Origin of the sequence: Mesonia phycicola (genome assembly GCF_900141885.1) — a bacterium.
GTDB classification, from domain to species: Bacteria; Bacteroidota; Bacteroidia; order Flavobacteriales; family Flavobacteriaceae; genus Mesonia; species Mesonia phycicola.
In genome coordinates, this window is record NZ_FQYY01000006.1 from 1 (window position 1) to 11,981 (window position 11,981).

The following is an 11,981-nucleotide window of genomic DNA, read 5'->3' on the forward strand; positions in this document are numbered from 1 at the left end:
GCATCCTGCAATATTACCCAGAAGTATATCAGAATTATCTAAAATTAGTTCACCTTTAGGGAAACACATAGGGGAAGATCCATCGCAACACCCACCACTTTGATGAAATATTAGCTCTCCGTGTTTATCTTTAAGTTGCTCTATAATATCTTTAGCAGCAACACTAACACTTACTCTTTTTATAGACATCTTAAAAGAAACCTTGTTTTTTCTTATCGTAAGAAATTAACATGTTCTTGGTCTGACGGTAATGGTCTAACATCATTTTATGATTTTCTCTTCCTATACCAGATTTTTTATATCCTCCAAATGGAGCGTGTGCAGGGTAATTATGGTAACAATTTACCCATACTCTTCCTGCTTTTATTGCTCTTGATATTTGGTAAGCTTGGTGTGTATCTCTTGTCCATACCCCAGCACCTAAACCGTATAAAGTATCGTTTGCAATTTCAAGAGCTTCTTTTTCATCTTTAAAAGTAGTTACACATACTACAGGACCAAAAATTTCTTCTTGAAATACTCTCATTTTATTATTTCCTTTTAAAATTGTAGGTTTTATATAGTAACCTCCATCTAAACCTTCGTTATACGCTGCTTCTCCACCAGCTAATACTTCACATCCTTCTTCTTTACCTATATTGATATAATTTAATATTTTTTCGTATTGATCATTAGATGCTTGTGCTCCCATCATAGTATTTGGATCTAATGGATGACCTAATTTTATAGCATTAGTTCTTTCGATAATTCGATCTATAAATTTTTCGTATATACTTTCTTGTATTAAAATTCTACTTGGACAAGTACAAACTTCACCTTGGTTTAAAGCAAACATTACGGCTCCTTCAATACATTTATCAAAGAAATCATCATCAGCATCCATAATACTTTCAAAAAATACATTTGGAGACTTTCCTCCTAATTCTAGAGTAACAGGAATTATATTTTTAGAGGCATATTGCATTATTAATTGACCTGTAGTAGTTTCTCCAGTAAATGCTATTTTATCGATTCTTGAGTTAGATGCTAATGGTTTTCCTGCTTCAACTCCAAAACCATTGACTACATTTAAAACCCCTGCAGGTAATATATTTTCAATCATTTCTACTAATACTAAAATTCCTACAGGTGTTTGTTCTGCTGGTTTTAAAACAACACAGTTTCCTGCAGCAAGTGCAGGTGCTAATTTCCAAGATGCCATTAAAATTGGAAAATTCCAAGGTATAATTTGGCCAACAACGCCTAAAGGTTCTGGTACATTTAGAGAAACTGTGTTCATGTCTAACTCAGCTACAGATCCTTCTTCAGCTCTAATAACACCAGCAAAATATCTAAAGTGATCAATTGCTAATGGTATATCTGCTGCCATAGTTTCTCTTACAGCTTTTCCGTTATCCCAAGTTTCAGCTCTAGCTAAAGCTTCTAAATTATTTTCCATAACATCAGCAATTTTAAGTAAAAGATTGCTTCTGTAAGTTGCAGATGAATTATTCCATTCTGGAGCGGCTGCCCAAGCTGCATCTAGAGCTTTCTCTATATCTTCTTCTGTAGATCGTGGAATTTTAGTAAACGTTTTTCCGTCTACTGGAGAGATGTTTTCAAAATATTCACCATTTGTTGGTGATACCCATTTACCTCCTATAAAATTTTCGTATTGATTTTTGAAACTAGGTTTTTGAATTTCTTTTTTACTTGCGGTTGATGTACTCATATTTATAAATTTTAATTAGACATTAGTTTTTAAGTATGTTGTCTATCAAATTTATATTTAGTTGGTATTAATATTTTGAACAATTGTATTAATTTATTGTACAATACTCTTAAAAAATGATAATTTAATAAAATAATGTATATTTATGTATGTAATAGATATTTATTAGGGATTTGTATTGTTAAATTATTAATTGGTTGTCATGCAGTTATCACAAAATTTTTTGAATAATAGACGTTTAGAAAGTATGGTTGAAAATCAAACTACTTATACTTTGAACAATGCGGCGATGCATGTTTTTGAAACTCACCAAAAGGCTGAACAGGTTTATTTGAAATTTGATCAACCAGTATTAGCAAGTATGTTAGAGGGGAAAAAAGTAATGCATTTAAATGATGAACAAAAGTTTGATTTTTTTCCTGGTGAGTCTTTGGTGTTACCTGCTTCTGAATTAATGAGAATTGATTTTCCTGAAGCTAGAGAAAATAATCCTACTCGATGTCTTGCAATGGCAATTTCTGAAGAAAAAATAAAACAAACTTTGGCTTTTATGAATGAAAATTTACCAAAATGCGATCATAGAAATTGGAATATGATTGATTATAATTTTCATTTTACTAATGATAAAGAGATTTTTCAAATTTTACAACGATTATTATTCTTGTTTACAGAAAATCACGCTTCAAAAGATTTTTTTGTAGATAATATGCTGCAAGAACTTATTATTAGGGTTTTACAAAATAATTCTAAAAAAGCTTATTTAAATTTAGATTATAGAAAACCTATTAATAATAGACTTAGCTGTGTGGTAGATTATATTAAAAATAATATTCATACAAATTTGTCTATAGAAGTATTGAGTAGAAAAGCATATATGAGTAAATCTAATTTTTATAAAGTTTTTAAAAATGAATTAGGAGTTTCTCCTGTAGACTTTATAAATAAAGAGCGTATAAAATTAGCTACAACTCTACTTCAAGATAAAAATAGAAAGATTAAAGATGTGTTTATGGAATGTGGTTTTGAGAGTAGATCTTATTTTAATCGTGTTTTTAAAAAAGAACAAAAAATTTCGCCTGGTAAATACCAGGCGAAACAAAGTTATTTTAAAATATAAATATATTACTGCAAACTAGCTAAGCTTTGCTCTATTGCTTCAATTTTAGCCTCAGCATCTGCTTGTTTTTGTTTTTCAATTTGCACTACTTTTTCTGGAGCATTATTAACAAAACGCTCATTAGATAATTTTTTCTGTACAGATTTTAAAAATCCTTTATTATATTCTAATTCTTCTTTTAGTTTTTCAATTTCACTTTCTACATCAATAGCTCCGGCAACTGGTATAAAATATTCATTAGATTTAACTCTATAAGAGAGTGCGTTTTCTTGTTGCTCATTAACATAAGTGATGTTAGAAACATTCCCCATTTTTTTGATTACAGCGTCATAATCTTCTTTTAAATTTTCATTATTAATAACGCTTAGTTCAATGCTATCTTTAAAGGCAATGTTTTTATCTTTTCTAATAGTTCTTATTCCAGAGACGATATCTTTTACAATTTCAAAGTCTGATATAAGTTCTTTGTCATAACTAGTTTGTTCTGGCCACTTAGAAATAATTAAAGCCTCACTAGAAGTTCTTTCTGTAATATTTTGCCAAATTTCTTCAGATAAGAAAGGCATAAATGGGTGAAGTAATTTTAAGTTATCTTCTAATAACTCTATAACCTCATTAAGTGTTTTTTGGTCTACTGGTTCTCCATATGCTGGTTTAGTCATTTCTAATAACCAAGAACAGTAATCATCCCAAATAAGTTTATAGATGGTCATTAAAGCATCAGAAATTCTGTACTTATCAAAATGGTCTTCTATTTCTAATAATGTTTTTTGAATAGTGTTTTTATACCATTTAATAGCGATAGCTGCAGATTCTGGCTGTTTAGCATTTGCATCTACCTCCCAACCTTTTACTAGACGAAAAGCATTCCATATTTTATTTCCAAAACCTTTACCTTGTTGGCACAGAGACTCATCAAACATTAAATCGTTACCGGCAGCACTACTTAACAGTAAACCCACACGTACCCCATCTGCACTATAATCTTCTATCAGTTTTAAAGCATCTGGAGAGTTACCTAGTGATTTTGACATTTTTCTACGTTTTTCATCACGTACCAAACCAGTTAGATAAACGTTATTAAATGGTTTTTTACCGGTGTACTCGTAACCCGCAATTATCATTCTTGCTACCCAAAAGAATAAAATATCTGGTCCGGTAACCAAATCATTAGTAGGATAGTAGTAGTTAAACTCTTCGTTATCTGGATTGTTTATGCCATCAAATACGCTCATTGGCCAAAGCCAAGAAGAGAACCAAGTATCTAAAACATCTTCTTCTTGACGTAGATCTTCTATTTTTAATTCTTGATTGCCAGATTTTTCTTTAGCAAGTAATAAAGCTTCTTCTATAGTTTCTGCAACTACAAAATCATTTTTAGCATTACCAAAATAAAATGCAGGTATACGTTGTCCCCACCATAATTGGCGAGAAATATTCCAATCACGAATGTTATTCATCCAGTGACTGTATGTATTTTTAAATTTATCTGGAAAAAGTTTAATATCTCCGGTTTCTAAAACGGCCTCAATAGCAGGTTTGGCTAAATCTTCCATTTTTAAAAACCATTGGTCAGACATTTTAGGTTCTATCACAGCTTTGGTACGCTCAGAAGTACCTACTTTATGCATGTGAGATTCTGTTTTTATTAAAAAGCCTTTTTCTTCTAATTCTTTAGAAAACTCTTTTCTTACAACAAAACGATCTTTCCCTTTGTAATGAAGTCCGTAATCATTTAAGGTGGCATCATCATTAAAAATATCTATTACTTCTAGCTGATGATTTTCTCCTAAAATTTTATCATTTTCGTCATGTGCAGGGGTCACTTTTAAGCAACCTGTCCCAAACTCAAGGTCTACGTATTCGTCTTCAATAATAGGAATTACTCTATTTACTATAGGTACAATTGCTTTTTTTCCTTTTAAATGAGTAAAGCGCTCATCGTTTGGGTTTATACAAATAGCAGAGTCTCCAAAAATAGTTTCTGGTCTTGTAGTAGCAACCGTTAAAGTATCGTTGCTTCCTTCTATTTGATAATTAATGTAATATAAATTTCCTTGTTTTTCTTCATAAATAACTTCTTCGTCAGACAAAGTAGTTTTGGCTTCTGGATCCCAATTTACCATGCGGTAACCCCTATAAATTAATCCTTTGTTGTATAAGTCTACAAAAGATTTAATTACAGAAGAATATAATTGATCATCTAGGGTAAATTTAGTTCTTTTCCAGTCACAAGAAGCACCTAGTTTTTGTAATTGATCTAGAATAACACCACCATAATTTTCTGTCCAATCCCAAGCGTGTTTTAAAAACTCTTCTCTAGAGATGGTGTTTTTATCAATCCCTTCTGCTTTTAATTTAGCCACAACTTTAGCTTCTGTAGCAATAGAGGCGTGATCTGTACCAGGTACCCAGCATGCATTGTAGCCTTTTAGTCTAGCTCTTCTTATCAATACATCTTGAATAGTATTATTTAGCATGTGCCCCATGTGTAAAACACCTGTTACGTTTGGAGGAGGAATTACAATTGTATAAGGCTCTTTTTCATTAACTTCAGAATGAAAATAATCATTTTTCATCCAGTAGTCATACCACTTTTTTTCTATCTCTTTTGCACTATATTTTGCAGCAATTGCCATGGTTTGGTCTGATTTTTGAAATTGAATAACAAAAGTAGTTATATAAAGGGTATTTTAAAAAATTATAATTTATTAATATCTGTATTTGTATAATGTATTTTTAACTATTACATTAGTACCTAAAATCAAGAAATAATGAAAAACATAATTGCATTTGCAATATTCCTTTTTGTAGGAATAGCTGCTCAAGCTCAAGCTAAGATTGAATTTGAAGAAGAAACCATAGATTATGGCCAGGTTGAATATAACAGTGATGGGGTTAGAACTTTTATTTTTACTAATACAGGTACAGAGCCATTAGTTATAGATAAAGTTAAATCTACTTGCGGTTGTACTGTACCAGAGAAACCTAAAGACCCAATTGCACCTGGAGAAAAGGGAGAAATAAAAGTAAAATATGCTACTAATAGACAAGGGCCAATCAGAAAAACAATTACTGTATACTCTAATGCAGATAGATCTCCATTACCTTTAAAAATTAAAGGTTTTGTGAAAAAAGAAGATACTAAAAGCGTATTAGAAAAGTAATATTTACAGAAGTTATATAAAAAGCCACTATTTATTTAGTGGCTTTTTTTGTGCGATATAACTTTTATAAAAAAGGCTTATTTTTCTATAATAATTTTGCAAATTTGCGTAAAAATTAAATTATGCCTGCAATATCATCAAAAGGGCTTTCTATGCCTGAATCACCAATTAGAAAATTGGTTCCTTATGCTGAAGCTGCAACAGAAAAAGGAAAAGATATATTTTACTTAAATATAGGTCAACCAGATATTAAAACCCCAGACTGTGCCTTAGACGCAGTAAAAAATAATGACTTAGAAATCATTTCTTATAGTCACTCTGCCGGTTTTGCATCTTACCGTGAAAAATTAGCTGGATATTACCAAAAAGGAGGAATACCAGTTAATACAGAAGATATTATAATTACCACAGGAGGATCTGAAGCTTTACTTTTTACCATGGGAAGTATTGCAGATATGGGAGACGAAGTAATTATACCAGAACCTTTTTATGCAAATTACAATGGTTTTGCTACTTCTTCTGGAGTAAATGTAGTACCTGTAACAGCTTCTTTTGAAGATGGATTTGCATTGCCACCAATAAGTGAGTTTGAAAAAAAGATTACAGATAAAACTAAAGCTATTATAATATGTAATCCAGGAAACCCAACAGGTTACCTTTACACTAAAGAAGAAATAGAGCAATTAGCTGCCTTGGTAAAAAAGCACGATTTGTTTTTAGTAGCAGATGAAGTTTATAGAGAGTTTGCTTATGAAGGTAAAAAACATCATTCTGTTTTAAATGAAGTAGGTATTGAAGAGAATGCTATCATGATAGATTCTGTATCTAAACGCTACAGTATGTGTGGAGCAAGAATTGGTTGTGTAGTATCTAAAAATAAAGAATTTATAGCTACCGCAATGAAGTTTGCACAAGCAAGATTAAGCCCTCCAACATTTGCCCAAATAGCAAGTGAAGCAGCTTTAGATACACCACAATCTTACTTTGACGATGTAATTGAAGAATATGTAGATAGAAGAGATACATTAATTAATGCATTACATAAAATAGAAGGTGTTAAAGTAGCTACTCCGCACGGAGCTTTTTATTGTATAGCAGAGTTACCAGTAGAAGATGCAGAAGATTTTGCTAAATGGCTTTTAGAAGATTTTGATTATGAAGGTGAAACTGTAATGATTGCTCCAGCATCAGGATTTTACTCTACACCAAACTCTGGTTTAAATCAAGTTAGAATTGCTTATGTGCTTAAAAAAGAAAATCTTTTAAAAGCAGTAAAAGTAATAGAAGAAGCATTGAAAGTCTATAAAAAATGAGACAAGAAAACAATTTTTCATTAAAAGAATACAACACTTTTGGCATAGATGTAAAAGCTAAAAATTTTGTAGAAATTACTAATGAAGAAGAATTAAAAGAAGTTCTGAAGCAAACCTATGCTTCAGAACTTTTTGTTTTAGGGGGAGGAAGCAACTGCTTGCTAACAAAAAATCTAGACGCTACAGTAGTTCATGTAAACATAAAGGGAATTTCTATAGTTAATGAAACTAATGACGAAGTTTTTATAAAAGCACAAGCAGGTGAAAACTGGCATGAGTTTGTGTTGTACTGTATAAGTCAAAATTTTGGAGGTATAGAAAACCTTTCTCTAATACCTGGTAATGTAGGTACTTCACCAATTCAAAATATTGGAGCCTATGGGGTAGAGCTTAAAGATACTTTTGTAGAATGTGAAGCAATTAACATACAAACTTTAGAGAAAAAAGTATTTACCAAAAAAGACTGTAAATTTGGATATAGAAATTCTATTTTTAAAAATGAAGTAAAAGGGCAGTACATAATTACTTCTGTAATTTTTAAGCTTAGCAAAAAAAATCATGAATTACATACTGGGTACGGAGCAATTTTAAACAAATTAGAGAGTAACCAAATAGTAGAGCCTACAATTAAAAACATCTCTGATGCTATCATTTCTATCAGGAAACAAAAATTGCCAGATCCTAGAGAAATAGGAAATAGTGGCAGCTTTTTTAAAAACCCTATTATAACAGTTACTAAATTTAATAATTTACAAGAAGAATACCCAGAAATACCTTCGTATAAAATTTCAGAAGAAGAAGTAAAGGTACCAGCTGGTTGGTTAATAGATCAAGCAGGGTTTAAAGGGTACAGAAGCGGAGATGCAGGAGTGCATAAAAATCAAGCACTTGTTTTAGTGAATTATGGAGAAGCTACTGGACAAGAAATTCTAGATTTAGCTACTCATATTCAGCAACAAATAGAAGAAAAATTCTCTATTCGTTTAGAGATGGAGGTAAACATTATTTCATAAAAAAAGCAGCCCGAAGGCTGCTTTTTCACTAACTTAACTTAATCTAACTAAATAATTTTTATTTCTAAAAATTACTTTCTCATTAAAACAGTATTGATAGAATGTATCACACCATTTTTTCCTTTTTTATCAACTTCTACAACAGTAGCTTGAGAACCTTTGCTGTCTGTTAATACTACTTTTTTATCACTATTAATAGAAGCTTCAATTTTACCGTCGTTAGCAGTAATTAATTCATATTTTTTATTTTCACTATTATTAATAAGGTCTTTTAGTTTTTTAGCATCTACATTACCAGGAATTATGTGGTAACTTAAAGCAGCTTCTAATTTTTCTGCGTTTACAGGCTTTTTTAAATTTTCTAGTGTTTCTTTAGGTAGTTTGCTAAACGCTTCATTAGTTGGAGCAAAAATAGTAAACGGACCTTCTCCTTTAATTTTTACCACCATACCTGCTTTTTCAATAGCATCTACAAAAGAAGACAAGTTTTCTGTATTCATTGCAACTTCAGCTAAATCTAGAGTTACTTCTTTTTCTGTCTTATCGTTTTCTTCTGTAGTAGAATTTTGTATCGCGGTAGAAGTAGAATCAACTTCTGTCTTTGTTTCGTTTGCGTTATCTGTAGTTTTATTGTCTTTACAAGCAACTAACAAAATACAAAGAACACCTATAGCAATAATTGATTTTTTCATAATTCAAATAATTTGGTTTGCTGTACGAATGTAGTTTTAATCATTTCTATAGCAGTAAATTAGTGCCTAAAGTTTAGTTAAATAGTGTAAAAAGAATATTAAAACAGATTTTAATTTTATTGTGAAGCAAGAAAGTTTTATTTTTGCAGTATGAAATTACTACTGATAACAATAGCATTATTAGCAATAGCTTTTGCAGGAATTGCAATTAAAATTTGGGCTAAGAAAGACGGTAAATTTGCAGGTACTTGTGCAAGTCAAAACCCTTACTTAAACAAAGAGGGGGAAGCTTGTAGTTTTTGTGGTAAGATGCCAGATGAAATTGGTGATTGTAATACCAAAAACGAGTAAGTAACCTAATGCTACTATTTTTATTTAACTGCTTTGTAATAGTAGCAGCTATTAATATACTGTATTACCTTTCTTTTTCTAATTTTCTGTACACAAAAGATAGATCACACCTTTTTACTAAGGTGAATTTACCAGTGTCTATTATTATATGTGCAAAAAATGAATCTGAAAATTTAAAAAAGAACCTCCCTAAGTTATTACAACAAGATTATTCTGAATTTGAAATTATTTTGATTAATGATTCTTCTAGTGATGATAGCTTAGAGGTGATGGAAGATTTTGAATTGAAAGATTCTAGAATTACTGTAGTTAACGTGCAAAGTAATGAGCGTTTTTGGGGAAATAAAAAATATGCATTAACCTTAGGAATAAAAAAAGCAAAATTTGAGCAGTTATTATTCACAGATGCAGATTGCTACCCAAACTCTTCTCGTTGGATTGCAGAAATGATGCAAGGTTTTCAAGCTGACAAATCTTTAGTTTTGGGATATGGAGGTTACGAGTTTCGTAGAAAATCTTTTTTAAATAAAATAATCAGGTTTGAGACGTTATTAACTGCTATTCAATATTTTTCTGCGGCTAAAAGAGGCAGAGCCTATATGGGAGTTGGTAGAAATTTAGCTTACACTGCAGCAGAGTTTTATAACAATAATGGCTTTGTATCTCATATGAATATTTTATCTGGAGATGACGATTTGTTTGTAAATAAAATAGCTACAAAAAAGAATACTTCTATTGTTATCAATAAAGATAGCTTTACATATAGTACTCCAAAACAGAAATGGAAAGAGTGGCTTAAGCAAAAAAGAAGGCATGTGTCTACAGCAAGTTATTATAAAAAAACACAAAAAATAAAACTAGGTTTGTTTTATTTAAGTCAATTATTATTTTGGTTGCTAAGCTTAACACTTATCTTTTTTTATGATTGGAGATGGGTACTATCAATTTTTTTAGTTAGAACACTTGTTATGTATTTTACCTATAGCAAAGCAACAAAAGTTTTTAATGAAAAAGACTTATTATGGATGCTTCCATTTCAAGATTTAGTCATTGTTTTATTGCAAATTTTTATCTTTATAAATAATTTATTTTCAAAACCTATTCACTGGAAATGATTTCTGAACAACTAGCTCAACAAATAGACAAAGCAAGAAAAGGAAATCAAATTGCCTATAAATACTTATTAGATTATTACTGGAACCAGGTTTATAGTTTTCAGCTAAATAAAACAAAAGATGAGTATGAAGCAGAAGAAATTACTATACAAACATTCTCTAAAGCTTTTGATAAATTAAATACCTACAACGAGAATTACAATTTTAAAACTTGGTTAATTACTATTTCTAAGAATATTCATATAGACTTAATTAGAAAAAAGCATATTGAAACTACCCAAGTAGATAAAAAAACAGAAAAGATTTTTGTAGATGAAACCCCCACAGCAGAAGATCAATTAATTATAGATCAGAACTTGTCTATTTTGCTAAATCTAATTAAAAAGCTAAAACCACATTACCAAGAAGTAATACAATTACGTTATTTTCAAGAGTTTAGCTATAAAGAAATTTCAGAAAAAATTAATGAGCCCATTAATAATGTAAAAGTAAGGTTGTTAAGAGCTAAAAAGCTTTTAGCAGAAATTATAAAAGATAAAGAAAACTAGATTTACAATACCTATAATCTATTATTTATCGTTTAATAAGCTATACAATATTTTGTATCTTTGAACATTATAAAAATTGTTATGGCAGTAGAAACACTTTCACCTGAAACCACTAAGAAAAAACCTAAATGGTTACGCGTAAAATTACCTACGGGTAAGAAGTATACCAATTTAAGAAAGTTAGTAGATAAGTATGATTTACATACTATCTGTACCTCTGGTAGTTGTCCTAATATGGGAGAATGCTGGAGTGAGGGTACGGCTACTTTTATGATTTTAGGTAATGTTTGTACTAGATCTTGCGGATTTTGTGGGGTAAAAACAGGAAGACCAGAAACGGTAGATTGGGATGAGCCAGAAAAAGTAGCTCGTTCTATAAAATTAATGGATATTAAGCATGCAGTTGTTACAAGTGTAGATCGTGATGACTTAAAAGATATGGGATCTATTATCTGGGCAGAAACGGTAAAAGCCATTAGAAGAATGAACCCTAACACTACTTTAGAAACTCTTATTCCAGATTTTCAAGGAATAGAAAAACATCTAGATAGAATAGTAGAAGTTTCTCCAGAAGTAGTTTCTCACAATATGGAAACTGTAAAACGTTTAACTAGAGAGGTGAGAATACAAGCTAAGTATGACCGTAGTTTAGCAGTTTTAGCTTATCTAAAAAAGCAAGGAATTAAAAGAACAAAGTCTGGTATTATGCTAGGTTTAGGAGAGACAGAAGAAGAAGTTATTCAAACTTTAAAAGATTTGAGAGCTGCTGATGTAGATGTAGTAACTATTGGTCAATATTTACAACCAAGTAAAAAACATTTACCAGTACAACAATTTATTACTCCAGATCAATTTAAAAAATACGAGGAGATAGGTTTAGACTTAGGTTTTAGACACGTAGAGAGTAGTGCGTTAGTTCGTTCTTCATATAAAGCTCAAAAACACATTCACTAA

The 11,981-nt window shown here is 30.7% G+C and carries 12 protein-coding genes; 8 read left to right on the top strand and 4 right to left on the bottom strand.

The window, feature by feature from the left end; all coding sequences use genetic code 11:
• A partial coding sequence (locus tag BUC03_RS09650) for a DUF779 domain-containing protein (protein WP_143159175.1) occupies positions 1–189 on the bottom strand: 189 nt, incomplete at its 3' end.
• Position 190: 1 nt separating this feature from the next.
• A complete protein-coding gene (exaC, locus tag BUC03_RS09655) occupies positions 191–1,711 on the bottom strand; it encodes an acetaldehyde dehydrogenase ExaC (protein WP_073151045.1) in 1,521 nt (506 codons plus the stop codon).
• A gap of 202 nt (positions 1,712–1,913) precedes the next feature.
• Here exaC and BUC03_RS09660 point away from each other — a divergent pair, with 202 nt between their 5' ends.
• Positions 1,914–2,828: an AraC family transcriptional regulator gene (locus BUC03_RS09660; RefSeq protein ID WP_073151047.1), complete on the top strand. Its 915-nt coding sequence runs from the start codon at positions 1,914–1,916 to the stop codon at positions 2,826–2,828.
• Between the two features lie 5 nt (positions 2,829–2,833).
• Here BUC03_RS09660 and BUC03_RS09665 read toward each other — a convergent pair whose 3' ends face one another.
• Positions 2,834–5,467, bottom strand: a complete 2,634-nt coding sequence (locus BUC03_RS09665; protein WP_073151050.1) for a valine--tRNA ligase — start codon at positions 5,465–5,467, stop codon at positions 2,834–2,836.
• A 135-nt stretch (positions 5,468–5,602) separates the two neighbouring features.
• Here BUC03_RS09665 and BUC03_RS09670 point away from each other — a divergent pair, with 135 nt between their 5' ends.
• From BUC03_RS09670 to murB, 3 genes are all read left to right on the top strand, one after another.
• Positions 5,603–5,995: a DUF1573 domain-containing protein gene (locus tag BUC03_RS09670; protein WP_073151053.1), complete on the top strand. Its 393-nt coding sequence runs from the start codon at positions 5,603–5,605 to the stop codon at positions 5,993–5,995.
• 122 nt (positions 5,996–6,117) lie between these two features.
• Complete coding sequence (locus BUC03_RS09675; RefSeq protein ID WP_073151055.1) at positions 6,118–7,308, top strand: pyridoxal phosphate-dependent aminotransferase; 1,191 nt, start codon at positions 6,118–6,120, stop codon at positions 7,306–7,308.
• Positions 7,305–8,321, top strand: coding sequence for a UDP-N-acetylmuramate dehydrogenase (gene murB, locus BUC03_RS09680; RefSeq protein ID WP_073151057.1), 1,017 nt, complete (start codon positions 7,305–7,307; stop codon positions 8,319–8,321). The genes BUC03_RS09675 and murB overlap by 4 nt, the downstream gene beginning before the upstream one ends.
• Positions 8,322–8,392: 71 nt before the next feature.
• On the opposite strand, the gene BUC03_RS09685 is transcribed toward murB, so the two are convergent.
• A complete protein-coding gene (locus BUC03_RS09685; RefSeq protein WP_073151060.1) occupies positions 8,393–9,013 on the bottom strand; it encodes a fasciclin domain-containing protein in 621 nt (206 codons plus the stop codon).
• A 150-nt stretch (positions 9,014–9,163) separates the two neighbouring features.
• On the opposite strand from BUC03_RS09685, the gene BUC03_RS09690 reads away from it, so the two are divergent.
• From BUC03_RS09690 to lipA, 4 genes are all read left to right on the top strand, one after another.
• Positions 9,164–9,364 carry a membrane or secreted protein gene (locus BUC03_RS09690; RefSeq protein ID WP_073151063.1) on the top strand — a complete coding sequence of 67 codons (201 nt, stop codon included), beginning with the start codon at positions 9,164–9,166 and terminating at the stop codon, positions 9,362–9,364.
• Positions 9,365–9,372: 8 nt separating this feature from the next.
• On the top strand, positions 9,373–10,479 hold the full coding sequence (locus BUC03_RS09695) for a glycosyltransferase (RefSeq protein WP_073151066.1): 1,107 nt from the start codon (positions 9,373–9,375) through the stop codon (positions 10,477–10,479).
• Positions 10,476–11,027: an RNA polymerase sigma factor gene (locus tag BUC03_RS09700; protein ID WP_073151069.1), complete on the top strand. Its 552-nt coding sequence runs from the start codon at positions 10,476–10,478 to the stop codon at positions 11,025–11,027. The genes BUC03_RS09695 and BUC03_RS09700 overlap by 4 nt, the downstream gene beginning before the upstream one ends.
• An 81-nt stretch (positions 11,028–11,108) precedes the next feature.
• Complete coding sequence (lipA, locus tag BUC03_RS09705) at positions 11,109–11,981, top strand: lipoyl synthase (RefSeq protein ID WP_073151071.1); 873 nt, start codon at positions 11,109–11,111, stop codon at positions 11,979–11,981.

Excerpts from the sequence above, each read along its gene's own strand:
- exaC (WP_073151045.1), bottom strand. The coding sequence starts at position 1,711 with ATGAGTACATCAACCGCAAGTAAAAAAGAAATTCAAAAACCTAGTTTC.
- BUC03_RS09660 (WP_073151047.1), top strand. The coding sequence starts at position 1,914 with ATGCAGTTATCACAAAATTTTTTGAATAATAGACGTTTAGAAAGTATG.
- BUC03_RS09665 (WP_073151050.1), bottom strand. The coding sequence starts at position 5,467 with ATGGCAATTGCTGCAAAATATAGTGCAAAAGAGATAGAAAAAAAGTGG.
- BUC03_RS09670 (WP_073151053.1), top strand. The coding sequence starts at position 5,603 with ATGAAAAACATAATTGCATTTGCAATATTCCTTTTTGTAGGAATAGCT.
- BUC03_RS09675 (WP_073151055.1), top strand. The coding sequence starts at position 6,118 with ATGCCTGCAATATCATCAAAAGGGCTTTCTATGCCTGAATCACCAATT.
- murB (WP_073151057.1), top strand. The coding sequence starts at position 7,305 with ATGAGACAAGAAAACAATTTTTCATTAAAAGAATACAACACTTTTGGC.
- BUC03_RS09685 (WP_073151060.1), bottom strand. The coding sequence starts at position 9,013 with ATGAAAAAATCAATTATTGCTATAGGTGTTCTTTGTATTTTGTTAGTT.
- BUC03_RS09690 (WP_073151063.1), top strand. The coding sequence starts at position 9,164 with ATGAAATTACTACTGATAACAATAGCATTATTAGCAATAGCTTTTGCA.
- BUC03_RS09695 (WP_073151066.1), top strand. The coding sequence starts at position 9,373 with ATGCTACTATTTTTATTTAACTGCTTTGTAATAGTAGCAGCTATTAAT.
- BUC03_RS09700 (WP_073151069.1), top strand. The coding sequence starts at position 10,476 with ATGATTTCTGAACAACTAGCTCAACAAATAGACAAAGCAAGAAAAGGA.
- lipA (WP_073151071.1), top strand. The coding sequence starts at position 11,109 with ATGGCAGTAGAAACACTTTCACCTGAAACCACTAAGAAAAAACCTAAA.